We start from the raw sequence: 25,960 nt of genomic DNA, 5'->3' as shown, positions 1-25,960 counted from the left end.
TAATTGCCCGTGAGGCTTGACCATATAACACCCAAGCAATCTGTGCCTGCACAGAGCGCGGTGGTGAAGACGCATCCGAAAAGACGCACACTCACACATCACATACCCAGATCTGCAGCTGCGTGAACACAGCCGTGAACACGAAGCCGCAACCCGAATTTCTTGACGACCATAGAGCATTGGAACCACCTGATCCCATCCCGAACTCAGTAGTGAAACGATGCATCGCCGATGGTAGTGTGGGGTTTCCCCATGTGAGAGTAGGTCATCGTCAAGATTCAAACCCAAAACCCCTGGTCGCCTTGCGATCAGGGGTTTTGCTTTTAAGTAGAAGTATCAAGAATTCTGCCAAGACGCCTGTAAGGCGAAACGGCAACCCGAATTTCTTGACGACCATAGAGCATTGGAACCACCTGATCCCATCCCGAACTCAGCAGTGAAACTATGCATCGCCGATGGTAGTGTGGGGTTTCCCCATGTGAGAGTAGGTCATCGTCAAGATTCAAACACAAAAGCCCTGGCCGCTTACGCGACCAGGGCTTTTGTCTTTCTAGGCCAATTACGCCGTTACAGTATTCACTACACGCTTGGCCTCTTGCATAGCGCCATCAGCGAAGGCCTGCAGGAACGCTGTAAAGGCATCGCCGTTCGGCTGTCCATCAGGCAGTGGCTCTGCTTGAATCGTCCAGGTAGCCATTGATTTCTCCTCGCCAAGCGCTTTGACTTCCATGGCCGCCCACAAGTTGGCCACTGGAAGAGAGGTGTGGATCAGCGTCCAAGTCATACACCTATTAAGTGAATCATGGCTGTTGAGCTGTTCTACAGCGAAATTACCATCCTTAAAGGTTTTCCAGCGTACCTGCCCTACGCCTTTCCCAATCAGCTGAGTCCCTTCCAATGCCGTTATAAACCGTTGGAAGCCACCAAAATCACCTACCACCTCCCAGACTTCAGAAGCCGGTGAATTGATTTCTACAGTGGCCTGAACACGTACACCAGTGGGGTTATGAATACGCGTATCGGGTTTGAGTGGGGCCATGATCGTGTTCCTCTGGATAAAGCCAATGGATTGAAGGTAATCGCAGCCACGCGCAAGGAGTGCTGCGTCTTTAACGGGATAAGTGGCTCCCATGCGCTGAATCACACCAGCAGCGTTGTGGTAGTCGATATTGGAGATGTCACCAATGTCTTCTTCGAAGCCACTCAGATAGAACCCCAGTACGCCAAATAGCGCGTTGGCACTGTCCACCTCAGCCAAGCGGTGCTGCCAGGCCTCAACGGGGACTACCTCAAACGTGTGACCTGCTGAAGCAAAAGCATGTACATAGTCCATCCAGCGCAACGGCATAGGGTTATGCAGGTTGAACACTGCGGCAGAAGCGTCGTGTCGGCTGGATTGAAAGGCGATCAGCTTTGCAAGGAAGTCCACTGGCATCAGATCGAAATCAAGCTCCAATGCAGGTACGGCAGCGAGCTGCAGGGACCCCTTGAGCATCAGCATCAAACGATTCTTGTAGGGCTGAGAAACCCCAGTTGTGCTGTTGAAGCTGATATTGCCTGGGCGGAAGATGTTAATGAAACAGCCGGCCTGGTGTGCACGCTCCAGTATTCGCTCCCCTGCCCATTTGGACAGGTTGTAGCCATTACGGATGTACAGGGGGGGAGTAGTGGCAGGCCAGGTTTCCAACACGGTGCCTGAAGGATCCATGGCGCTGCACGCAGACAGCGTGGAAACGAAATTCAGGATCTTTTTGCATTTGCTCTCGCAGAAGCTCAATAAATGGAACAGCGGCTCAACGTTATCGCGTGCGAGCGCAGCGTAATCAAGCACGTGATTGACATTAGCGGCGTTGTGGATAACTGCGCCGCAGTTATTTTCGAGCTGTTGATAATCCAATTCGGATAAACCAAACCGGTATTGAGCAATATCCCCTGAGACAACCCTCACACGCGATCTGTCCACAGCCAAATGGTTATCCACAAGCGCTGCAGCGAATCGGTCTTCTGCTGTTTCATTCACTCCGGGCCTAACCAGGCACGTCACTTCCGTCGCGCCCCAGTCCAGCAGGGCTGCCACGATATGCACACCCAAAAAGCTGTTTGCACCAGTGACCAGTGGTTTATGCACATCCCCCAACGTACTTAGCGGCAGAGGAGTTATCCCCAGAGGGCGGGAAAGGTCACTGGCGATCTGTGGATCAATTGAGCGCGCTGTTTCGGGTTCTCCGGCGGCAAGGAGTTGTTCAAGGCATTCGAGGGTTGGCCGCTCAATAAACCGGTTGATCGAAATCACACCGTCAAATTGCTCCTTAAGTGCAATGAGTAGGCGTGACAACAGAATGGAATGCCCGCCCAGATTGAAGAAGCTCTCATCTATGGGTATTTCTTCTTCACTCAATTCGAGCAGATCGGCCCATAGCGCTTGAAGGGCTCGCTGCCGATCGGTGCGAGGTGCATTTGTGCGAGAGGCTGTGGGGGGAAGGGGACAGGATTTAAGCGCCTGCCGGTCCACCTTGCCGTTCGCGCCTGAGGGCAACTGCTCAAGCTGAACATACACGGCGGGATGCATATAAGAAGGCAGGCGAGCTGCCGCGTACTGCCTCAAATCATGGGCCATATCCATGCTAGAGGTTAGAGGCCCCGCAATAAACGCAATGATCCGACGGTCATCGTTTACGACTACGGCTACTTGTTGGCATAACCGCGCATCACGCAAGCAACATTCGATCTCCTCCGGTTCTACTCGAAAGCCTCTGATCTTTACCTGGTTGTCCTTGCGGCCTACCAATTCCAGGCCGCCTGCGCCCCAACGTGCAAGATCACCGGTGCGGTAGGCACGTACTTGGCCCCCGTCTGGCAGCGTAAGGGAAACGTAGCGTTCGCAGGTGAGTACAGGGTTGTTCAGGTAGCCCAGGCCAACCCCCGGGCCCACGATATACAGTTCACCTGCCTCGTTATTGCCCACAGGCTCCCCCTGCTCATCCAGCAACCAGCATTGGCTATTGGCGATAGGGCTACCTAGGGAGCGATTGCTGCTTGAAATATCGAACTGGGTAGCCGTTACCAGAACGGTTGCTTCTGTTGGGCCATATAAGTTGAGAAAGCGGCACCGGCCAGCAAGCGCCTCGATGATCCACGGTTCACAGACATCGCCACCTGTGGCGATACAGGTAATACCGTCCAAGCGGCTTAGCGGCAAGATGGCCAGCAAGGCAGGGGGTAGGAAGCCGTGGCTCACGTGCTCGTTGGTCAGCAAGTCCAGAAGCTGTCCAGGATCACGGCGTTCGTCGTCGTTAGCAACGATCAAGCATGCACCGGTCAACCAGGTAGGAAAGAGATCGATAGTGGCAGAATCAAAGCTTAGGGTGGAAAACTGCAGCACCTTCGAGCTTTGTACCAAGCCCGTATAATCGGCATACCAAGCCGTGAAGTGGCTGAGGTTATGCTGACTTAGCAGTACACCTTTGGGCTGCCCCGTAGTGCCAGAGGTGTAGAGCGCCATGCAAGGCCTGTCTGCGCTAAACGCCACTGGCTCCGAAGCAGTATTGCAGTGGGATAAATGCGAAGGTTCTACCGACTGCCAGTTTCCACACGCCACTGCGCCTTCGCTGTCATGAAGCAATAGGCTTGCGCCGCTGTTCTCAAGGATATAACGCCGACGCTCCAAGGGATGGCTGGGCTCAAGCGGTAGATAAACCGCACCCGCCAACAGTATGCCGAGCACGCAGGCAAACAATTGGGGGCTTTTACCCATGCATAGCCCCACCACTGCCGGTGACCCTGCGCTCGCTTGGGCAACGATATGCTGGCGAACAATTTCTGCAGCCGCTCTGAGTTGCCCATAGGTGTGGCTTTCGCCCTCCCAGCGAAGTGCAATGTGGTCTTTATGGCGAGCAAAACTTTCCTCTAAGCGCACGCTTAAAGGAACATCAGCTACGGCCAGCAAATCGGGCTTCGAAGTCTGGTTAAGGTTGTGACGGTAGGCAATAGCGTCGAAGGCCAATAAATGGCGGCGTACCCCCGCGACAGGGGCAGCCGGCGCAAGGGCCGCTAGGGCCGATGCATCGCGTGAGTACTGACCTACCCAGTCGCACAGCGCCTCGACCCATTGCTGCAATGCCATGCGGTGCAGTACCTGGCCGTTGCCTCGATGGTCGGCCTGAGCCGTGCAATAGGCTACTTCCTGCCCCTTGCACGTCACGACTAGCGTCGCGGACGGCAGGCTGCTATGTGTTTCTATTTCTAGGCTCACACTTAACAGCAGTACCGTTGCATTGCCAAAGTCGCGTTTTGCAGCAGGCTCCAGGATCAGGCTGCCGTCATCAATGATCAGGCTGGCCGCTACGTTGGGAAGGTTGGAGGGCGTTGTATGTAAAACGCACAGGTGCCCATAGGCTTCGAGTTCCTGTGCCAGTGCACGCGCCAGTGCACTGTGCCCAAGCATCCAGATAGTAAGTTGTTGCATAACGTTCTCCGGCTATCAGGTGAGGTAGGGCGCCAAGGCGGTGTTCACGCAGGGAGCGTCGAGCAAACCACTGCGCCTGAAAAAGCGAACAATGTTCATGACCAGCGGGTGGTGGGGGCCTATGGGAAACGCAAGCTCTGCCACTTCTTGCTTGAGTGCTTCTGCGACGCTGACAGGTACAGGCAGTGCATCGATCAGCCGGATGTCGAATGCTTTCTGAATGTCGTTGGTAAGGTATTGCTCGATAAAGACCGGTAGCAGGCCAGCAATTACTTCACGGTCAGGCTGTGAAGCGTTCGCCCAATACAAACGTGTCAGTGCTGTCCAAAAACTGGAGTGCCTGCCTTCATCAGCCAAGTGATCAGCCATCAGCCCTTTTATGGACGGCTTTACAGTTTCGTCCTTGGCAAAGGCTGCGACATCATTGGTCACTGTATTTTCAGCAATGGCCACGCAAATCAGCTCCATGGCTGCCTTGAGAGGTTCGGGTGCGCGAGCAACGACGGCAGGGATGGCACGGCTGAGTTCTATCTCCTGGGGCATGTGGATGGGTTCGATACCGGTGGCTGCAATGGTTTGCTGCAGGAAGTCCATGGCAACTAGCGCGTGATAGTCCTCGTCCACCACAACTGTCATTGCGTCATAGCGGCAAGGTAGGGGAAAGGCCACATCGAAGCGGCCCTTGGCAATATTACGTGCCGTCTTGTCAACGATTTCCGTTTCAAAGATCACGATGTCATTGATGAATTTGTACAACGTCTGCAGCAGAATAAAGTCCCTTTGTTCTGGGCAAGCGCGTTGAAGCACGGCACTCATCGCCAACGGCTGTCGGCTTAGCGGGTATATGAGCCGGTTGTCATTTTCCAACCGCCGGCGAGGGCGTGTACGAATAGTAGCCCGTTGTTCCCATTGCTCAGCGAATGACACGTAGGTAAATGCGCTCATGCCACCGCCTCCTTGTGAGAGGCCTGCAAGCTGGCCTGAAGGCGATTCCATAGAAGTAGTCGGCTGTCGACTGCTGAGATCGCGGCTTCAAAGACTTCCCTACGCAGAACCGGGTCATCGCCGGTAAGGCGATACAGCAGCCTTTCGGCGGCAGGGCCATGGTCTTCACTGTCTACATCAATGTGGCGCTGCAGGTAATAGCGGAAGGTGGGCGCCTGGGCCTGTGATACGCCTAAATCATCCAGTAAGCGCTGGAACATGGCAGGAATCACGCTTTCGCGGCCATGCAGGAAGGCAGCCGCCACCTGGTGGGCAGGCGCGTGACAAGCCGTTTTCAGCGTATGCTTCACAAAATTCATAGCCGCGCCATCGGCGCCTGCGCTTACCAGTGCTTCTTGGTAACCTTCGCCATTGCGTTGCAGCGCAATGAAGTGCTCGATGGAGCGGGTATTGGCACCTACTTCACGCATGGCATCAAGGTAAAGTTCGAAGTGGCTGTAATGTCCACCTCCCAAACGTTTGTCAGATTCTTCACCCATTACAATTTCATTGATCAAGCGGGCTGACTCCGGATCAGTAGGGGGTAACCATGGCAGCCCGGTGCAAGTAAGCTCGTTCTGCAGGCGTTTTGTCAGAGACATGAAGTCCCATACTGCATATACGTGTGTCTGCATGAAAACACGCAAATCCGCCAAGGTTGTTATTGCCGAGAATATGGGATGTTGGGCAAGCGCCTGTTTGCGAACAAGCAGGGTATTTTCAAATGAATGCATGTGAGCCTCCAAAGTATAAAGATGTAGTCCATCCATCCCCGGAAAAATGGGCAAAACCGTAACAGTGGCTCTAGGCCGCAGTTTTCAAGCAATGTAGGACGTTGTGCCGTAGTACGGGCGTATAGCGACAGCACAGACGGGCTGGGCTTATACGAAAAATGGATCCGTATCGGCTTGTTTAAGCTAGTTCAGTGGAAGTGCGTTTTGCAAGAACTTTTAAGTATATTTCTTATTCTACGTTTTTTAAGGGCGAGTAACTTCATAAAACCTCTTTTTCAGGTTTTTAAAGGCGTAGAACTTCCTTTCGATCAAATATGATCGAAATCAGGAGGTGCGCATGGGGGCGCAATACGCTAAGGGTTTGGGCGTTCAGATAGGGGAAATTTGTAAGCCGCTTTACACGCGGCAGGCGCAGCCTCCTCGAACCGGCGTCTCGACACGAGACTTTTACCGATCAAGGCAAAGAGTGTGCGTTTTGTTCGCGTATTTCCATCAGGCCAATGTGTATCTGGTAATTACCTGAATGGCGCGCAGCAAGGGGCAGCACGCAGGGCGTGCCGTCAGAAGGAAGGGATTAGCGCCAGCTGGCTGGCGCAGACGTTACTTTTTCTGTGTGCTTTCCAGGTAGCGAGTAATAACTTCGATACCACGCTGGAGATGAACTGTAAGCAATTGAACGGTTAGGTCCACATCGCCGGCGCGCGCTGCCGCAACCAGTTGGCGATGGTCATCCTGGGAAACCTTGCCAAGGCCCATAGCCTTCAGGTTGAACCGCAAGAACCGTTCTTCCTCTTCCAGGCCTATAGTCACAAGCGTCATCAGGCGACGGTTGTGTGCTTTGCTGTACAACCTCAAGTGAAGCTGTTTGTTCAGTTCGCCCATCAGCGAATAGTCCGTTTCAGCTTCCAGGCGTTCGATCAGCTGATCCGCTTCGCCCAACTCCACCTCGGTAAGGTGAGGCACCGATTGCCGCAAGGCCTCACACTCCAGCAGGATCCTGAGTTCGTAGGTTTCAGGCGCATCCCAGGTAATCAATGGCGCAACCACAGCACCCTTGTGCTGTTCTACTGTGAGCAGCCCTTGTGCTTCAAGTTGACGCAGGGCTTCGCGCACGGGCATGCGGCTTACGCCAAATAGCGTGGCCAATTCCTGCTGACGGACGGCCATCCCAGTTGGCAAGCTTCCATCCAGGATAGCGTTGCGCAAGCGCTCTTCGATGATCGACCGAGCAAGGTGAGGTGGAAGCTGTTCTGCAGACAGCACAACACTCAAAGGGCTGGGTTTTCTAGGCACGTTGACTACCTTGATAAATGTGAAACTACTAAATGCTATCGACCGAAGTCCTGCCGGATTTAGCTCCCTGCTATTCAAACACGCCTATTGATGTGTGGGCCGGGACCTACAATCATAATGGAAAGGAGCTTACGTCCTTTGCGGAACGTTTTCAGCACTTACCATTGCCGTTCAGTGGCTTATCGCGCTTATTTGACAACCTGTCGACAAACGTCGGTAAAGTGATATCACGTTGCGATTGTATTTTGCTGACTCTACCTTCACCATCCGTTTCTTTCCAGTGTTGGTCAGGCCTGCCGTAGTGGTGAAAGGTCGTTTCATAGGTGTACTGCTACGCCGCCTAGCGATGGTGATGGCGGTGAGCTTTGGCTTGCTTGGGGTTCTGCAGGCCGATTGGGACTTTTCCACGATCAGCCGCCGTGCACAGGCACTCTATGGCCCCTTGGGTGCAGGCCAGCAGCGGATCGACGCCTGGCAACGGCTGCTTGCAACAGAGAAGCAGGTTTCTGAAGCTGAGCAACTGAACGTAGTGAACCTCTTTTTCAATCATCAGATGCAGTACCGGGAAGATATCGATCTTTGGCAGGAGGTCGATTACTGGGCCACCCCCGTACAGTCTCTGTGGAAAGGCGCCGGTGATTGTGAAGACTATGCTATCGCGAAGTATTTCAGCCTGCGCCATCTTGGCGTTTCAGGGGAGAAGCTACGCATCACCTACGTCAAGGCGCTACGGCAGAACCGTGCCCACATGGTACTCACCTATTATTCGAGCCCTGAGGCCATGCCTTTGGTGCTCGATAGCCTGATGGATGGCATTCTTCCGGCCAGCCAGCGTACGGACCTCTTGCCGGTGTATGCCTTTAATGCCGAGGGCCTGTGGTTAACCGGCGCTGGCGGGAACAAGCGCGTAGGGGATACCAAGCGGCTTTCCCGTTGGCAGGATGTACTGAAGAAAATGGCCGCCGAAGGCTTTCCGGCTGACCCTACTCAATAAACTGGAGCCATGATGTCCCTGTTCAAGCAATTATTGCTCGCCATCTGCCTGTTTCTGATCGTGGCGTTCAGCGGGAGCTTCATGGTTAGCCTGGAAAGTTCGCGCGCCCAGTACGTCAATCAGTTGCGTTCCCATGCACAGGACGCCGCCACGGCACTGGCGCTATCCCTGACCCCGAATATCGATGACCCGGCCATGGTCGAACTGATGGTCAGTTCGATCTTCGATAGCGGCTACTACGCCAGCATTCGTGTGGTGGACTTGGCAGATAACAAGGTAATGGTCGAGCGCAGTGCCGAACCGGACAGTGCAGGGGTACCTGAGTGGTTTATCCGGCTCATTGGCCTGGAGGCTGCGGGGAGTGATGCCTTGGTCAGCCGTGGTTGGCAGCAGGCTGCGCGGGTCGAGGTGGTAAGCCACCCCATGTTTGCCCTGGCCAAGTTGTGGGAAAGCGCCCTAGGGAGCCTAAGCTGGCTGCTGATCTGTGGCGCTATCAGTGGCGTGCTCGGTGCGCTGCTGCTCAAACGGCAGTTACGCCCGCTGGATTATATGGTCGAGCAAGCCCATGGCATTGCCCGTCGAGAGTTTCTGATCTTGCCTCAGTTGCCTCGCACGCCTGAACTGCGCCGTGTCGTGCAGGCCATGAACCAAATGGTAGAGAAGCTCAAAGCACTATTTATGGAGCAGGCCGAGCGCAGCGAGCGGCTGCGAGAAGAGTCGTACCAAGACACCCTCACAGGCCTTGCCAACCGCCGCTATTTCGACATGCAGTTGCAGGCTCGCGTAAGCCACGCTGAAGAAAACGGCGCTGGCTATCTGCTTTTGTTACGCGTCAACGACCTGGCCGGTCTTAACCTGCGTATTGGGGCACCTGCTGCCGATGCGTTGCTAAAGGAAGTTGGGGCCATGCTGGTCAGGCACTGCGCACGGCACCCCGAAACCAGTAACCTGATCTGCCGCAGCCGTGGTGGTGAGTTTTCCGTGCTGGCGCCAGGCGTTACTCTGGAAGAAGCCAAGCAACTGGCTGAAACGCTGGATACGGCACTGCACAGCCTGTATGAAACAGCAGCCTCGGACGTGTACCCCGTCGCCTGGATGGGGCTGGCACCCTATACGGCAGGTGAGGCGCCTCAGGATTTGCTCAAACTGGCAGACCAGGCGTTGGCTCAGGCGGAGGGTTCTGGCGAAGCCCACTGGGTGTGCCTGGATCAACAGGCAGCACAAATAGGGGGTGACGACCACCATGCGTGGTATCAATTGCTGGACGAAGCATTGACCACCTCCCGCTTTCAGCTGTTCTTCCAACCGGTAGTCAATACCCATGATGCCACGCCCCTGCATCACAAGGTGTTGTCTCGCGTGCTGGACGCGCAGGGGCAGGCCGTCGCAGCGGGGCGGTTCTTGCCGTGGATTGAGCGCTTTGGCTGGTCCAGTCGGCTGGACCTGATCATGCTGCGCCTTGTGTTGGCACATTTGCAGGCACGCCCTGGGGTATTGGCCCTCAACCTCTCTGCCGCGACTTTGGACGACCCCCAAGCCCTGGGCCGTATATTCGAACTATTGAACCAGCACACTGCGTTGGGGCCTCGGCTGGTCTTCGAAATCGGCGAAGAACAGTTGCCAGAGCAGCAGGTGCTTGAGCATGTCACACGGCGCCTTCACGCCTTAGGCTTCGGCCTGGCGCTACAGCACTTCGGTGGTCGCTTCAGCATGATTGGCAACCTGGCACACCTGGGCCTGGCGTACTTGAAAGTGGACGGTAGCTACATCCGCGCTATCGACCAGGAAAACCACAAGCGGCTGTTCATTGAGGCCATTCAACGGGCAGCACACAGCATCGACCTGCCCGTGATTGCCGAGCGGGTAGAAACCGAGGGCGAACTGGCGGTTATCCGCGAGATGGGTATTTCAGCCGTGCAAGGCCGGCTGGTAGGCGAGCCCGGCCCCTGGCAATAAGCCGCCCGTCGCGGTTAGCGCAGCATGCCCCAGCGCCTGATGGTCAGGCGTTCCAGGGTATCGAATACGAGGTTTTCTACCAGCAATCCGATCACGATGACCACGGCAAGCCCGGCAAACACTTTGTCGGTGAACAGCTCGTTGCGGTTCTGGTAGATGTACCAGCCCAGGCCACCTTTGCCGTTCGTGGCACCGAATACCAGCTCTGCTGCAATCAACGTACGCCAGGCGAAGGCCCAGCCGATCTTCAGGCCTGACAGAATCGATGGCAGCGCTGCCGGGATAAGGATCAGCCCCACCAGCCTCAGACCACGCAGGCCGTAGTTGCGACCCGCCATACGCAGGGTTTCAGACACCCCCATAAAACCTGAGTACGTATTAAGCGCCAGGGGCCATAGCACGGAGTGCACCAGTACAAACACCAAACTTTTCTCGCCCAGGCCGAACCACAGCAGCGCCAAAGGCAGCAGAGCAATGGGGGGCAAGGGGTTGAGCATCGAGGTCAGTGTACTGAGCAAATCTCGGCCCAGTTGTGTTGTGACCGCCAATGTAGTGAGCGTAAACGCCAGCACGATACCCAGCGCATACCCTTTGAGCAGTACGCCCATGGAGACCATGACCTTGGCCGGCAGCTCGCCACTGAGCGTGTCCTCCACCAGTGCCCGGGCGGTCTGGGTCACGCTGGGCAGTAGCAGGTCATTGTTGGTATAGAGCGCCGCAGCCTGCCATATCAGGCCGATCACCACCAGAATGACCCCCTTGCGCAGCCAGCCCTGTTGCCACAGCCGCTTTGCCAGCGGAAGCTCGCGCTCCAGCGGCATATCCACCAGCGGGGCGGGCGCAACTTCATATTCCTGTCTCATGGGCGGCCCCTAATAAGCGATACGCAAATCATTGAAGGTGGTTTGTGGCTCGCGAGGGCCTTGCGGCACCTCATCGAACAGCAGCGTATGAATGTGCCGAGCAGACGCCTGAAAGGCTTCGCTTCCCAGGCTATGCAGGCCATAGTGATGGCTATGAACCTCTGCCCGAACACGGCCAGGGTGTGGCGACAACAGCAAAATACGGTTGCCCACCACCAGGGCTTCCTCAATGGAGTGAGTGACGAACAGCAACGTGAAACGTACCTCTTCCCATAGCGTCAGCAATTCTTCCTGCATTTTGCGACGGGTAAGGGCATCCAGGGCTGCAAAGGGCTCGTCCATCAGTAGCATCTTGGGTTGTGTGGCCAAGGCGCGGGCGATGGCCGCACGGGCTTTCATCCCGCCAGAAAGCGTGTGTGGGTAGGCATCGACAAAGCGTGCCAGGCCCACTTTGTTCAGGTAGTGCAATGCTCGCTCCTCAGCCTCTGCACGGCCGGCAGCACGGGAAGCCAGCAAGGGGAACATCACATTCTGTTTGACCGTTTTCCAGGGCGGCAACTGATCGAATTCCTGGAATACAACCAGGCGATCCGGCCCTGGGCCCGTCACCGGGTGGCCGGCCAGGCGGATAGTGCCAGCCGCTGGCGCGATGAAGCCGGCAATGGCTTTGAGTAGTGAGCTTTTGCCGCAGCCTGACGGGCCTAGCAATATGAACCGGTCGTTGGCATCTACTTCAAAGCTTACCTGGTGCGTGGCACCCACAATCTGGCGGGGCGTCTGGTACTCGAGTGTTACCTTGTCTACCGCCAGCAGCGGCGTAGAGGCAGCAGGCTGGCCATTCGCAGGAAGGGTCATGGGGGCGGTTACCTGATAGCAGCCGCCGCACGGGTTAAGGCGTACGGCAGAAGGGCGTAGGGAAGGTACTGGGCGCTCTAGCAGGCCGCGTCAGTAGGGCGCGTCGCCCTGAATGGTGGTGCGGTACAGTTTTCGCCGTAGATGGCTTGGGCAACCGGCCGCCAGATGAATCAGCGAGCGGTTGTCCCAGAACACCAGGTCATGGGGCTGCCACTGGTGCCGATAAATGTTTTCGGGCAATACGCTGTAGCGGTAGAGCTCCTCAAGCAACTGTCGGCTTTCATCCTCAGGCAGGCCCACAATACGCGTGGTGAACCCTTCGCTGACGAACAGTGCCTGGCGGCCGTTTTCAGGGTGTGTACGCACGACGGGGTGTACCACTTCCTGCACTTGAGCTAATTGCTCGGCGCTGAGCGTAGGGCGCCAATTGCCTTCAAACTTGGTTTCACTGTAGCGAGCGGTATAGGAGTGCGCGGCACTGCGGCCTTCTATGGCTTTGCGCAGTTCGGCAGGCAGTGCAGCCAAGGCCTTGTGCATGTCAGCAAAGAGGGTATCACCGCCTTCGCTGGGCAGCTCTTGGGCATGAAGCATGGAGCCCAGGCTTGGCAGTGGCTTGTAGGACAGGTCCGAATGCCAGAATTTACCGGCGTCCCCCAAACCCACGGGTGTGCCGTTCTCCACAATATTGGAGACGATCAGGATTTCAGGATGGCCTGCTAGCAGGAACTGCTTAAGCACATGGATCTGCAGTTCGCCAAAGCGGCGGCTGAAGGCAATCTGCTGTTCAGGGGTAATACGCTGGTCGCGAAACACCACCACATGGTGGTCCAGGTGTGCTTGATGCACACGGGCAAAATCAGTGTCTGAGAGCGGCTGGGTAAGGTCCAGGCCAATGATTTCGGCGCCTACTGCGCCATGGAAGGGGATAATCTCGAACGCCGGCCCGTGGGCTACGGTAGGGGCGTTAAGGGCCGAAGGCATAGTGACTCTCCACACATTGACAAGAAACTCACGGGGACGACCGTGTTCGTTCTATTCATGCGGCGCGCCGGTTGGCCGGCAAGTACGCGAGAGCCAATATAAAAGAATAAAAAACGCGTATTAAATACCGTTAGGGAATAACGTTAGTACAGAGGGCACAGGGCTTGATAGGTGTGGGCAACGACGCTGTAAAGCGCCGTTGCACCATGAACCCGGCAGGGCGAGCTTTAACGCTCGTGCAATGCTTCGGCGCGTGCGCGCAGAATGGGCTTGAGCAGGTAACTCAGGATGCTTTTGTGGCCAGTAATGATATCTACCGACGCCACCATCCCTGGAATAATCAACAAAGGCTTATCATCCGGCCCCAAGTGATTACGATCAGTGCGTAGCCGAATCATGTAATAGGTCTGCTTCTTGTCTTCGTCAGTGACGGTATCGGCACCGATCTGCTCCAGCTCGCCCTTCAAGCCCCCGTAGATGGTGTAGTCATAGGCAGTGAACTTGATCATGGCCTCCTGGCCTGGATGCAGGAAAGCAATGTCCTGGGGGCGGATCTTCGCTTCCACGATCAGCGTATCGTCCAGCGGCACAATCTCTACGATATCGCTGCCCGGCTGAATCACGCCCCCTACGGTGTTCACCAATACAGACTTGATGATCCCACGCACCGGCGAGGACACCATGGTGCGGCTTACTCGGTCTTCCAGCCCCTTCGCCGTAGCGGTGTACTTGCTCAGGTCCGTGCGGGCTTCGTTCAACTGGGTCAGGGCATCGCTGCGGAATTTGCCACGGGTCTCGTCGATCTTGCGCTGCACTTCGGAAATCGCCGCCTGGGCCCGAGGCATGGCCAAGGACGTAGCGTCCAGCTGGCCACGGGTCTCAACTTCGGAACGCTTGAGGCGCAGTACTTCCACGGGCGACACGGCGCCTTGCTTCACCAAAGGTTCAGACATGCCGATTTCCTGGCGCAGAAGGTTCAGGCTGTTGCGGTACTGCTCTTGCTTGGAACCGAACTCACGCAGTTCCTGCTGCTTTTGAGTAAGCTGCGCCTGCAGGCCGCCAATTTCGTCTGCCAATTGCTGGCGACGGCTGCGGTACAGCTGCTCTTCGTCATTGGCCTGTTTGGGCGCGTTCTTGCGCAATTCGGCGGCAAAATTCAGCGGGCGGTCTTCCACTTCGGCACTCAAGCGCTCTACACGCAAGGCCATGCCTACACGGTCGGCCTCGGTTTCGCCCACGTTGGAGGCAAAGCGGGTGTCATCCAGGCGAATCAGTGGTGCGCCTGGGTCTACGATCTGGCCTTCCTTCACGTAGATCTGCGCGACAATACCGCCTTCCAGGTTCTGGATTTTCTGGATCTTGGAGGAAGGAACCGCCTTGCCTTCGCCCTTGGTCACTTCATCGATCACGGCAAAATGCGCCCAACCGATCAGGAACACGAAGAACAGAATCACGCCCCAGATAGTCAGCCGCACAATACGTGGGGCATCGTCGATCAGCGCCTTGTTCACTTCCGGCAGGGGTTGCCCGGAGAGGTTGTCCCGGCCTTTGAAGTAGGCGCCAATGCCGCCGCCTTGCTTTACATTAAGCGACATTAACTTGCCCCTTCTTCAGCGCTTCGAGCACAGCCGCTTTCGGGCCGTCCGCCACAATCTGTCCGCGATCGATCACGATCAACCGGTCCACCAACGAGAGCAGCGACGCTCGGTGGGTAACCAGCACCATGGTCTTGTCTGCAATGAACGGTTGCAGGCGCTGCTTGAGGCGCTCCTCACCGCTGTTATCCATGGCGCTGGTAGGTTCGTCCAGCAGCAGGATCTGTGGGTTCAGCAACAGCGCGCGAGCCAGGGCGACGTTCTGCCGTTGGCCGCCTGAGAGGTTCTGGCCGCGCTCGCCCACTTGCATTTCATACCCCTGTGGGTGAAGGCGAGCGAACTCATGCACACCTGCCAGTTCAGCGGCCTGCAATACCATTTCGTCTTCCACGTAGCGCGCACCTGACACCAGGTTGTCGCGCAGGGTGCCCGCCAGCAGCTGGATGTCCTGGGGTACGTAACCGATGTTGTGGCGCAGTTCGCTGACATCGATCTGGCGAATGTCCACGCCATCGACCAGCAAGGCTCCTTCATCGGCTTCGTACAGGCCCACCACCAGCTTGGCCAACGAGCTCTTGCCCGAACCGCTCCGGCCAATGATGCCGATCTTCTCGCCAGGGCGAATGGCCAGGTTGATGCCGCGAAGGGCCACGTTCTGCTGGTTCGGGTAGGTAAAGCCCAGGTTACGGAATTCAATAGCCCCTTGAAGGATAGGTCGGCTAAGCGGGCGCTCCTCGAAATTGCGTTCCTGGGGCAGCTCCATCATCTGGTTGACCGACACCATGGTGACTTTCGTCTGCTGGTAGCGGGTCAGCAGGCCGGACAGCTGTGCCAATGGCCCCAGTGCACGGGTGTTGAGCATATAACAGGCGATCAAACCGCCCATGCTCAGGTTATTGTCGATGATCTGGTACACACCAAAGATGATCATCGCCACGCCCGCCAACTGCTGGATCATCAGCGTCAGGTTCATGGCCAGGCTGGACAGCACCTTCACGCGCAGCTCAAGGCGGCTAAGGGTGCCGATGGTTTGCTCCCACTGGTACTGGCGTTCGCTCTCGGCATTGTTGACCTTGATGCCATCCAGCCCGCCCAGGGTTTCGATCAGCGCAGACTGCCGCTCGGAGGCCAGTTGCATGGTGCGCTCAAGGGTGGCGGTCAGCGGCTTCTGCAACAGGTGGCCGAGCAGAAGGGCCAAGGGGAAGGCCACGATAGGAATCCATACCAGGTTGCCACCCAGGATGGCGATCACCAGCAGAATGAGCACGGTGAACGGCAGGTCGATCAGGGTGGTCAAGGTAAGCGAGGTCAGAAAGTCTCGCATGCCCTGAAATTCGTGGATGTTCTGGGCGTAGCTGCCCACACGGGCCGGGCGCATTTTCATGGCCATGCCCACCACACGCTCGAACAGTGTGGCGGAGATGATCAGGTCGGTTTTCTTGCCAGCAAGGTCCAGGCACAGGCCTCGCAAGCCTTTGAGCAACAGGTCGAACAAGTAAGCGCCGGTAATGCCTGCGGCCAGTACCCACAAGGTTGCCGTGGCCTGGTTAGGTACAACCCGGTCATACACGTTCATCACGAACAGCGGTGCGGCCATGGCAATCAGGTTGATCACGAGGCTGGCGGCGATGGCATCCATGTACAGCCAGCGCGAGCGCTTGAGCGTGTCCTTGAACCAGGATTTTGCCCGTGGAATCAGGGAACCATGGCTTACGTCGAATTTATGCTGAGGCTGAGCGAAGAAGACGCGACCGCTGTAGTCCTCCTGCAGCAACTCACGGGCAACGCGCACTTCACCACCGTCGCTCTCGCTGAGCAGAAGGCGTGCGCTGTCGCCTTCCCACCCCACCAGCACGGCGCTGCGGTTGTCTTTCAATAGCAGCAGGGCCGGCATGGCAATGGCCGGGATTTGCTCTAGCTTGCGCGTCAGCAAGCGCCCTTGCAGGCCAGCCCGTGCTGCCGAACGGGCCAGCAGCGCAGGCGACAGGCGCTGGTTGGGCAGCGGCAAGCCTGTGGTGAGCATGGCGCGGCTGGCCGGCTTCTGGTGCAGGTAGCAGAGGGACAGCAACCCGTCGAGCAACGGGTCATCGTGCAAGCTGCGTGGATCATGAGTGGGTAGGTCTCGACCGGCTTCTGAATCCACGCTGCGCTCTCTGTTTTTCGAAGTTACAAGGAATGATTCGTCAAGGTTTGTGCAGGCCGGGCACTTTAACGCCGGTGGCTGCTTTTCGGGCGCCACCAGCGTACAGGTTGAGGGTCACGCGTGCCATGGCTGGCCTGCCATTGTCATGGCCTTTTCACGACTACTGCGGTTATCGGCACTGCATAAAGGTTCTGTATCAATTTGCAGGCTGGGCGATGAGCGGGCCCAGTAAACAGCCCCTTTAAATGACCGGCGGCAGGAAGCGCCTTGCCAAACCTCATCAAAAAGCAGCCACAGCGCTTCAGATTTTCCTTTACCAGCCGAACCTATTCTCGACAGGTGATGGCACTTGGGTAACGGTTGCGCTGCCGCTGGTCTGGAGAAGGACGCGACAAGCCGTTAGCGACACGCAGCCGGACAGGTATTGCAAGAGTGCCAAGCCAAGGGAATCAATAAATAATTCCTTTGTAAACAATAAGTAATGGCAGAAGAACGTGCAGCGTATGTGTGTAGTTGCCAGGTGCTTAAACCTGTGTGATCACGGGCGTCACATACAGGCGCGTTAAAGCTGATGTGGCGTATTAATATCAAAGTGACATTACTGAATCAATTGTTTAGGATGCGCGTCATTCGGTCAATAGTTTGCAGAATGCTGTTGTCTCAAGTCAGCCATTAAAACGGCGTCAAAAAAATAAAGCGCGCTTCCCATTGAAATGGCCGGGGTTTCCTCGCCAGTCGTACGGCAGCGACCTAGAACGGAAACCCTCGGAGCAGTCCCATGAGCAGTGTCGTTGCCATCGTTAAAAGCATTGTTGGCCAAGTCATCGCAGTCTCACCAGAAGGCATCCGCCGCGTCCTTGTCGAGGGTGATCGGTTGATGACTGGAGAGGTGGTTCAAACCGGCGCTGCCGGCGCGGTGACGCTGACACTGAACGATGGCCGCACACTCGATGTAGGCCGCGACAGCCAATGGAACGCAGGTGCGCCAGACATGGTGCGCGCCTCCGAAGACGATGCATCCCAGGCACCCTCTGTTGCTGAGCTTCAGAAAGCCATCGCGGCCGGCGCAGACCCTACCACTGAGCTTGAAGCCACTGCCGCAGGTGATACTGGCGATACCGGCGGGTCGGGTGGTGGCAGCCACAGTTTCGTGATGCTCGAAGAAACGGCAGGTGCCGTAGACCCCACGGTCGGCTTCGACACGGCAGGCCCTTCAGGTGGGGACAACACGGCTGCCGTGCAAGCAGCGCCCACCGAAAGCCCGACCATCGCTACGGTAGATACCGTAACGATAAGTGAAGACGGGGTGGCAACTGGCAACGTGCTGAGCAATGACAGCGACGCCGACAGCACGTTGGCGGTGAGGGGGTATACCGTGGCGGGCGTGGCCGGAACGTTCGCCGCCGGCCAGAGTGCAGCCATCGCAGGTGTAGGAACCCTGGCCCTTGCGGCCAATGGGGACTACACCTTTACGCCTGTCGCCAATTACAGCGGCACCGTGCCAACTATCACCTACACTACCAACACCGGCGCCTCCAGCACCCTGGAGCTTACGGTTTCGCCAGTTGCCGATGCGCCTGCGATTGCCACTACCACCCTCACTACGGCTGAAGACACGCCTATTGCATTGGGTACAGTGGCAACCTACGCCGACAATGACGGTTCGGAAACCCATACGACGGTCATCAGTGGGGTGCCTGTAGGGGCCACCCTCACAGACGGCACCTTTACCTACACCGCACAGAGCGGTGGTACGGGGTCGGTAGATGTCAGCGGCTGGAACTTGACCGCCATCAGCCTTACACCTGCCGCCAACGCCAGCGACACTGTCACCCTGACCGTGACTGGCACGTCCACTGAAACGGCCAACGGCAGCACGGCCACTACCAGCAATACCATTGTGGTCAACGTTACGCCGGTGGCTGATGCACCGGTGGTGGCTCAGCAAACCCTGACTACCAACGAAGACGCGTCCATCGCCTTGGGTACAGTGGCCACCTATGCCGATAACGATGGTTCGGAAACCCACCGTACGGTCATCAGCGGCGTGCCTGTAGGTGTGACACTCACCGACGGTACCCACACCTACACCCAGGCAGGCAGCAGCGCGGGTTCAGTGGATGTCAGCACGTGGAACCTGGGGGCTATCAGCCTCACACCGGCGGCTAATGCCAGCGACACCATCACCCTGATCGTGACTGGCACGTCCACCGAAACGGCCAACGGCAGCACTGCGACCAGCAGCAATACCATTGTGATCAACGTTACACCGGTGGCTGATGCGCCAGTAGTCGCTCAGCAAACGCTGACGACTAACGAAGACACACCTGTGACCCTAGGCACCGTCGCCACCTACGCCGACAACGATGGTTCGGAAACCCACACCACCGTGATCAGCGGCGTTCCTGCTGGCGCTACCTTGACCGATGGCACCCACAGCTACACCGCCGGTACCACCGTGGGCAGTGTGGACGTCAGCACCTGGAACCTGAGTGGCATCACCTTCAATGCCGGCACCAATGTAAGTGGCGACTACACGCTGACCGTTACCGGCACCTCGGTTGAAGCCAACGGCAGCACCGCCACAACAACTGGCACCATCGGCGTGACCGTAACGCCTGTGGCGGATGCGCCTGTGATTGCCGCGCAAACCCTGACCACCAACGAAGACACCAGTATTGCGCTGGGCACCGTCGCCACCTACGCCGACAACGACGGTTCGGAAAGGCACGTGACGGTTATCAGTGGGATACCGGTAGGTGCGGTGATTACCGACGGCAGCCACAGTTATACGTCCAAGGTGACGGGTGACGGTGCCGTGGATGTCAGCACCTGGAACCTCAGCGGCATCCGTATCACACCGCCAGCCAACGCCAGTGACCCCATTACCCTCACGGTGACCGGCACCTCGACTGAAATCGCCAACGGCAGCACCGCGACCACCAGCAATACGCTCACTCTCAATGTGACCCCAGTTGCCGACGCGCCCACCGTGGCACACCAGGAACTGACCACGCCCGAAGACACACCTATCACCTTGGGCGCTGTAGCTGCCTATGCCGATAACGATGGCTCGGAAACCCATACCACCGTTATCAGCGGCATCCCGGTGGGCGCCACCCTGACCGATGGCACCCACAGCTACACCGCTATCGCAACCGGCGACGGTACCGTAGACGTAAGCGGCTGGAACCTGAGCGACATCAGCCTCACACCGCCAGCCAACGCCAGTGGCACCATTACCCTGACCGTCACTGGCACGGCAACCGAGGGTGCCAATGGCAGTACCACCGCACCGGTGAGCAATACCATTGTGGTCAACGTTACGCCCGTTGCCGATGCGCCGGACATCGCGCACCAGGTACTGAGCACCCGCGAAGACACAGGTATTGCCCTGGGCACCGTGGCCACCTATGCCGACAATGACGGCTCGGAAACACACCTGACGGTCATCAGTGGCATCCCGGTGGGTGCCGTGATCAGCGACGGCAGCCACAGCTACACGTCCAAGCCTACCGGCGACGGCACCGTAGATGTAAGCACCTGGAACCTGAGCGGCATTACCCTTACGCCGCCTGCCAATGCTAGTGACACCATTACCCTGACGGTGACCGGCACATCGACCGAAACCGCCAACGGCAGCACCGCCACCAGCAGCAACACGATTGTGGTCAATGTAGCGCCTGTAGCCGACGCGCCGAGTGTGGCCCATCAAACCGTCAGCGGTGACGAAGACACGGCGGTTGCCCTGGGTACGGTAGCGACCTACGGCGATAACGACGGCTCGGAAACCCATGTCACCACCGTCAGCGGTATACCACTGGGCGCTACCCTCACCGACGGCACCCACAGCTATACCGCCTTGGCGGGAGGCGATGGCACGGTAGATGTGAGCGACTGGGACCTGTCGGCGATTACCTTCAAGGCCGGCGAAAACGTCAGCGGTAACTGGACGCTCACGGTCACAGGCACTGCAAAAGAAAACGCCAACGGCGACACGTCTGCGCCAGTGGTCAATACCATTGACGTGACCATTACCCCGGTTGCCGATGCACCCAGCATTGTGGTCAACCCGGTAAGCACCGGGGCAGAAGACAGCGCCATCAAGCTGAGCCCGATCACTATTGCCTTGGTAGACACTGACGGTTCGGAAAGCATTACCAGCAAAACCCTGTCTGGCATTCCGGAAGGCGCCACCCTCAAAGACGAGGGCGGCCATAGCTTCACGGCGACCGCGACCAATGGTGCTCTGAACCTAGAGGGTTGGGACCTGGCCAGCCTGAGCCTTACGCCTCCGAGCAACTACAACGGCACCTTCAGCTTGACCGTAAGCGCGACCTCCACCGAGGGCGCGAACCAGAGCGCTGCTACCAGCACTGCCACGTTCAACGTGACGGTGGTGCCGGTCAACGATGCACCGGTCATTACCCATCAGGACGGCCGCGCCGATACCAATAACTTTGGTAACACCTTCATCGAAACCCCGGCCCCAGGCGAAACCCCACACGTAGGCCAAGGCGTGGCGCTGATTGCCGCCGACCTGAAACTGACGGACGTAGACAGCCCTACCCTCAAGGGCGCAACCGTAGTGCTGACCAATGCCTTCCAGGAAGACAGCCTGGCGGTGAATACCGGCAACACGGGCATCAAGGCAGAGATCACCAAAGTGATCGATGCGACTGGCAAAGGTACGATCACGATCAACCTGAGCGGCGACGCGACCCCTGACCAATACCAGGCCGCGATCAAGACCATCACCTACGACAATAACTCGCAGAACCCGAACTCGACCACCCGGGACATTGCTATTACGGTCACCGATGACCAGGGTGCCAAAGCTACGGCTACCGCCCACATTAGCGTGATCCCGGAAAACGATGCGCCCGTTGTAACGGGTTCGCCTACCCAGTTCACTGAAGGGGATTCGGCCACATCTATCGTGAAGGGCCTGGCCATTTCCGATGTGGACAACACCACCTTGAAACAGGCTGTGGTCACGGTCGATCACCTGGGCGCGGGGGACAGCCTAGCGTTCAGCGGGAGCCTTCCGGCAGGTGTCAAGCTCACGGTAGGCGACGTGGTCAACGGCACACAGACCTTCACCTTCAGTGGCACCGCATCCATTGCTACCTACGAAACGCTGATTAGCGCGCTGAAGTTTTCCAATGCCACGGACAACCCTGCAGAAGGCGTTCGTAACGTGACAGTGGCCGTGACCGACGTCGGCGGCCTGGACCAGGCGCGTGCACCGGCCGTGACGACCGAGTACAAGAGCACCCTGACCGTCACTGCCGTGAACGATGCGCCGGTTATCACTCACCAGGACGGTCGCACTGACACCACCAACTTTGGTAACACCTTCATTGAAACCCCGGCCCCAGGCGAAACCGCGCACGTAGGCCAAGGCGTGGCGTTGATCGCCAACGACTTTAAGCTGACCGACGCGGACAGCCCTATGCTCAAAGGCGCAACGGTGGTGCTGACCAATGCCTTCAATGGTGACAGCCTGGCCGTGAAAACCGGTACCACGGGCATTACGGCCGTGATTACCAAAGCGGTGGGCGCTGATGGCAAGGGCACGATCACGATCAACTTGAGTGGTGACGCGACCCCGGCCCAGTATCAGGCCGTGATCAGGACCATCACCTACGATAACAACTCCCAGAACCCCGACTCGACCACGCGGGATATCACCATCACGGTCACCGACGACCACGGTGCCAAAGCCACGGCTACGGCGCACATCAGCGTGATCCCAGAGAACGACGCTCCCGTTGTGACCGGTTCGCCGGCCAGCTTCACTGAAGGGGATGCCGCCACCTCTATCGTTAAAGGCCTGGCCATTTCCGATGTGGACAACACCACCTTGGGCAAGGCCGTGGTGAGCATCAGCGGGCTGGGTGCTGGGGACAGCGTGGCATTCACGGGCACACTGCCTGCTGGTGTTAAGCTGGTGGCCGGTGAGGTGGTCAATGGGGCACAGACCTTTACCCTCAGCGGCAAAGCCTCTATCGCTACGTATGAAACCCTGATCAGTGCGATCAAGTTCTCCAACGCCACGGACACGCCAGTGGACGGCCTGCGCAACGTGAGCGTTGCTGTGACCGACGTCGGCGGCCTGGACCTGGCACGTGCACCGGCTGCGACCACCACGTACAACAGCACGCTTAAAGTGACTGCCGTGGACGACGCCAGTGTGCTCAAAGCAGACACCAACACGATCAACGAAGACAGCAAGGCCAGCGGCAACGTGCTGGCCAATGACAGCGACGTGGACAGTGTGCTCAGTGTTCGCTCGGTCACCGTGGGCGGGCAGACGTATGCCGCGGGCAAAGACATCAGCACCGGCGTAGGCACGCTTAACATTGCGGCCGACGGCAGCTACACCTTTACCCCTACGAAGGACTGGGCCGGTACCGTGCCGGTGGCGACCTACACCACCAACACGGGTTCGACCAGCACCCTGAGCATCACCGTAAACCCAGTGGCCGATGTGTCCACACTAACGACCACCGGTAAGACCACCGTGGACGAAAACGGGTCGACCACTCTGAAGCTGGTGGCCAACACCACCGACATCGATGGTTCGGAAACGGCGTCGGTCACCAAGATCAGCAGCATCCCCGTAGGCGCGACCCTGTCCGACGGCAATGGCCATAGTTTCACAGCGACCACGGGTGCTACATCCGTGGATGTGAGCCAGTGGACCGTCACCACCCTCACCTACACCCCGGCCGCGTACCACAACGGTACCGATACGCTGCAAGTGACCACCACCTCTGTGGACGGAACGTCCACCCTGGATACCGTGACCAGCCTGCCGATTACCGTGACGGCTGGCGTGTACAAGCATCAGGATGGTAGCGCCGGTGATGGCACCTCTACGGGCACCGAGCACAACGACATCATCACCGGTGACACGTCTGGTACGCAGTTCGTGGCGGGCCAGAATTACAACATTGCGTTCATCGTCGACACCTCGGGCAGCATGGGCAGCCAGTCCGTGGCCGACTCCGTGAAATCGCTGACCGCCATGTTCGAAAGCCTGCAAAACAGTGCGGCCAGCAAAGGCGCTGGCACCGTGAACATTTTCCTTGAAGACTTCGATACCACAGTCAAGAAATCGGTGACCGTCAACCTGGTAGACCCCACCGCCCTGGACCAGCTCAAGGCTGTGCTGGCCAGCATGACCAATGGGGGCAATACCAACTACGAAGATGCCTTCAACGCGGCGTCCAACTTCTTCCAGAGCCCCACGGCTACCAGCAATACCAACGCGCAGAACATCACCTACTTCATCACCGATGGTGAGCCAAACACGTACCAGAAGAACGAAAGCAACCCAACGGTCTACACCAAGGGCGCTACCTCGTACACCCTGGACCAGCTGGTTACCATGAGCAACTACACGCTGGGTTCTGGAAAAGCGCTGGTACAGACCATCGATGGCCGGTCGGTTACCCTGGTCGATGCCACAGGCCATGTGATCAAGACCACTGTCACGGCTACAGGCGTCAGCACCGCCACGGTAGGCACCATTCACGCCCAGGGCGATGGGACCTTCGACGTGTCGACGACCGACAACAGCGGGGCTAGCAGCGGCGGCAATGTGGATACCGCAACTGCAGAAGCGAAGGCCGCGTTCCTGGTGCTCAAGGACCTGAGCCCTACGGTCGAAGCGATTGGGATCAACGACTCTATCAGCGCCGAAAAGCTCAAGCCCTACGACACTGACGGCAACGTACAGACCAACGTTGACCCTTCGAAGCTGGCAGAGGCGATCCTTGGCCACGACGTTGCCATTCCGGCCGGTGCCGACACCATCTCGGGTGGAGCAGGCAATGACATCATCTTCGGCGATGCCATCAACCTGTCGGGGTACAACAACGAAGGTGTCGAAGCGCTGCGTTCGTATGTCTCGGACGTCACCAAGGTGTCCTCCGTGACCGACTCGGCGCTGCATCAGTATATAACTGAGCATGTGGCAGACATTGCCAAGCTCACCGGCACAGGCTCAGGCGGTGCGGACACGCTCTATGGCGGCGACGGCAACGATATTCTCTTCGGCCAAGGGGGCAATGACATCCTCAACGGTGGGGCAGGCCATGACATCCTGTTGGGCGGCGCTGGCAACAATACCCTGACCGGTGGCGCTGGCGCCGATACCTTCATGTTTGTGAAGGGTGACGCAGGCACCAGCACCATTACTGACTTCAACATCGGCCAAGGGGATGTGATTGACCTGAGCGACCTGCTGTCCGGCCATGGCGAAGACCTGACCCAATACCTGCAGGTAGGCAAGGACGCTGATGGCACCGCTACCTTGCTGGTCAGCAGTGCGGGTAAGTTGAGTTCCACGGCAGCAGACAGCACCAATGCCTCGGCAGCCGATGTGAGCGTCAAGGTCAGTGGCATTGGCTACGACGCGCTCAAGAGCCTGGTGGCGGGCGCGGACAGCCATATCAAGGTCACCCCGGACCACGCCTGATGCACCACGGCCTGGTGAGTTAACCCTCACCGGGCAACCGGTCCATGGCCTATGCTGTGGCCGGCTGAAGGCAATGATCATTATGAGGGTTGAAAGATGTTTTACGTCCAGCGCAACGCCGAGGGCCGCCTGCTTAAGGTGCAGCCCACGGAATTTGCCGGCTATACCGAAACCCTGCCCGCTGACCACCTGGACGTCCAGGCCTGGTTCAGCAGCGAGACGGTTGAGCTGAGCCTCAAGCAACTGCAGCAAAGCGACCTGGACATGATTCGGGTACTGGATGACCTTATCCAGTTACTCACCAGCAAAGGTGTGATCCGCATCACCGACCTGCCGCCTGCTGCCCAGGCCAAGCTGATGGAGCGTACCCAGGCACGCTCCAACCTTGGCGGCCTGAGCCGATTGATCAACGACGAAGAAGACGCCGGCCTCATCTGAGGCCGGTTTCATTTCTACAGCTGTTCACAACGTAGCGAGAAGTTGTTGGACCGGGCAAAGCCCGGGAACAGCCACCACCAGCGATCGCCTCATGTTTGTAACTATTGACTACAAAAGCAACTTGATCGAGTATTGATAGTTAGCAACCTATCAATTATGTGACCTGCGTGA

The 25,960-nt window shown here is 57.7% G+C and carries 13 protein-coding genes and 2 rRNA genes; 6 read left to right on the top strand and 9 right to left on the bottom strand.

The window, feature by feature from the left end; translation table 11 throughout:
* The first annotated feature begins 161 nt into the window (after positions 1-161).
* A 5S ribosomal RNA gene (gene rrf / locus HBH25_RS18155) occupies positions 162-277 on the top strand.
* A 108-nt stretch (positions 278-385) separates the two neighbouring features.
* A 5S ribosomal RNA gene (gene rrf / locus HBH25_RS18150) occupies positions 386-501 on the top strand.
* Positions 502-559: 58 nt separating this feature from the next.
* On the opposite strand, the gene HBH25_RS18140 is transcribed toward rrf (HBH25_RS18150), so the two are convergent.
* From HBH25_RS18140 to HBH25_RS18125, 4 genes are all read right to left on the bottom strand, one after another.
* The gene (locus HBH25_RS18140) at positions 560-4,465 is read right to left on the bottom strand and encodes an amino acid adenylation domain-containing protein (protein ID WP_178089039.1); all 3,906 of its coding nucleotides are present in this window, start codon (positions 4,463-4,465) and stop codon (positions 560-562) included.
* 15 nt (positions 4,466-4,480) lie between these two features.
* On the bottom strand, positions 4,481-5,410 hold the full coding sequence (locus HBH25_RS18135; RefSeq protein WP_168085341.1) for a diiron oxygenase: 930 nt from the start codon (positions 5,408-5,410) through the stop codon (positions 4,481-4,483).
* The gene (locus HBH25_RS18130) at positions 5,407-6,183 is read right to left on the bottom strand and encodes a DUF3050 domain-containing protein (RefSeq protein ID WP_168085350.1); all 777 of its coding nucleotides are present in this window, start codon (positions 6,181-6,183) and stop codon (positions 5,407-5,409) included. The genes HBH25_RS18135 and HBH25_RS18130 overlap by 4 nt, the downstream gene beginning before the upstream one ends.
* A gap of 600 nt (positions 6,184-6,783) precedes the next feature.
* Complete coding sequence (locus HBH25_RS18125) at positions 6,784-7,476, bottom strand: GntR family transcriptional regulator (RefSeq protein ID WP_168085340.1); 693 nt, start codon at positions 7,474-7,476, stop codon at positions 6,784-6,786.
* Positions 7,477-7,795: 319 nt separating this feature from the next.
* Here HBH25_RS18125 and lapG point away from each other — a divergent pair, with 319 nt between their 5' ends.
* Entirely contained in the window at positions 7,796-8,470 is a 675-nt protein-coding gene (gene lapG / locus HBH25_RS18120) for a cysteine protease LapG (protein WP_343041669.1), read from the top strand.
* A 12-nt stretch (positions 8,471-8,482) separates the two neighbouring features.
* Positions 8,483-10,426, top strand: coding sequence for a cyclic di-GMP receptor LapD (gene lapD / locus HBH25_RS18115; protein ID WP_168085339.1), 1,944 nt, complete (start codon positions 8,483-8,485; stop codon positions 10,424-10,426).
* 14 nt (positions 10,427-10,440) lie between these two features.
* On the opposite strand, the gene HBH25_RS18110 is transcribed toward lapD, so the two are convergent.
* The 5 genes from HBH25_RS18110 to HBH25_RS18090 all read right to left on the bottom strand — a co-directional run bounded on the left by HBH25_RS18110 (position 10,441) and on the right by HBH25_RS18090 (position 16,863).
* On the bottom strand, positions 10,441-11,289 hold the full coding sequence (locus tag HBH25_RS18110) for an ABC transporter permease (protein WP_168085338.1): 849 nt from the start codon (positions 11,287-11,289) through the stop codon (positions 10,441-10,443).
* 9 nt (positions 11,290-11,298) lie between these two features.
* Positions 11,299-12,144 carry an ABC transporter ATP-binding protein gene (locus HBH25_RS18105; RefSeq protein WP_168085337.1) on the bottom strand — a complete coding sequence of 282 codons (846 nt, stop codon included), beginning with the start codon at positions 12,142-12,144 and terminating at the stop codon, positions 11,299-11,301.
* Between the two features lie 90 nt (positions 12,145-12,234).
* Positions 12,235-13,125: a TauD/TfdA dioxygenase family protein gene (locus HBH25_RS18100; protein WP_168085336.1), complete on the bottom strand. Its 891-nt coding sequence runs from the start codon at positions 13,123-13,125 to the stop codon at positions 12,235-12,237.
* Positions 13,126-13,352: 227 nt separating this feature from the next.
* Positions 13,353-14,720, bottom strand: a complete 1,368-nt coding sequence (locus tag HBH25_RS18095) for an HlyD family type I secretion periplasmic adaptor subunit (protein WP_168085335.1) — start codon at positions 14,718-14,720, stop codon at positions 13,353-13,355.
* Positions 14,710-16,863, bottom strand: coding sequence for a type I secretion system permease/ATPase (locus HBH25_RS18090; protein WP_168085334.1), 2,154 nt, complete (start codon positions 16,861-16,863; stop codon positions 14,710-14,712). The genes HBH25_RS18095 and HBH25_RS18090 overlap by 11 nt, the downstream gene beginning before the upstream one ends.
* 778 nt (positions 16,864-17,641) lie before the next feature.
* Here HBH25_RS18090 and HBH25_RS18085 point away from each other — a divergent pair.
* A complete protein-coding gene (locus HBH25_RS18085) occupies positions 17,642-25,351 on the top strand; it encodes a retention module-containing protein (RefSeq protein WP_168085333.1) in 7,710 nt (2,569 codons plus the stop codon).
* 96 nt (positions 25,352-25,447) lie between these two features.
* Positions 25,448-25,789: a tryptophan synthase subunit beta gene (locus HBH25_RS18080; RefSeq protein ID WP_168085332.1), complete on the top strand. Its 342-nt coding sequence runs from the start codon at positions 25,448-25,450 to the stop codon at positions 25,787-25,789.
* Positions 25,790-25,960: the final 171 nt, after the last annotated feature.

This window comes from Pseudomonas quercus, from assembly GCF_012033695.1.
Lineage (GTDB): Bacteria > Pseudomonadota > Gammaproteobacteria > Pseudomonadales > Pseudomonadaceae > Aquipseudomonas > Aquipseudomonas quercus.
This window is presented reverse-complemented; position numbering and strand designations above follow the sequence as displayed.

Coding starts and splice junctions, on each gene's coding strand:
- HBH25_RS18140 (WP_178089039.1), bottom strand. CDS start 4,465: ATGCAACAACTTACTATCTGGATGCTTGGGCACAGTGCACTGGCGCGT.
- HBH25_RS18135 (WP_168085341.1), bottom strand. CDS start 5,410: ATGAGCGCATTTACCTACGTGTCATTCGCTGAGCAATGGGAACAACGG.
- HBH25_RS18130 (WP_168085350.1), bottom strand. CDS start 6,183: ATGCATTCATTTGAAAATACCCTGCTTGTTCGCAAACAGGCGCTTGCC.
- lapD (WP_168085339.1), top strand. CDS start 8,483: ATGTCCCTGTTCAAGCAATTATTGCTCGCCATCTGCCTGTTTCTGATC.
- HBH25_RS18110 (WP_168085338.1), bottom strand. CDS start 11,289: ATGAGACAGGAATATGAAGTTGCGCCCGCCCCGCTGGTGGATATGCCG.
- HBH25_RS18105 (WP_168085337.1), bottom strand. CDS start 12,144: ATGACCCTTCCTGCGAATGGCCAGCCTGCTGCCTCTACGCCGCTGCTG.
- HBH25_RS18100 (WP_168085336.1), bottom strand. CDS start 13,125: ATGCCTTCGGCCCTTAACGCCCCTACCGTAGCCCACGGGCCGGCGTTC.
- HBH25_RS18095 (WP_168085335.1), bottom strand. CDS start 14,720: ATGTCGCTTAATGTAAAGCAAGGCGGCGGCATTGGCGCCTACTTCAAA.
- HBH25_RS18085 (WP_168085333.1), top strand. CDS start 17,642: ATGAGCAGTGTCGTTGCCATCGTTAAAAGCATTGTTGGCCAAGTCATC.
- HBH25_RS18080 (WP_168085332.1), top strand. CDS start 25,448: ATGTTTTACGTCCAGCGCAACGCCGAGGGCCGCCTGCTTAAGGTGCAG.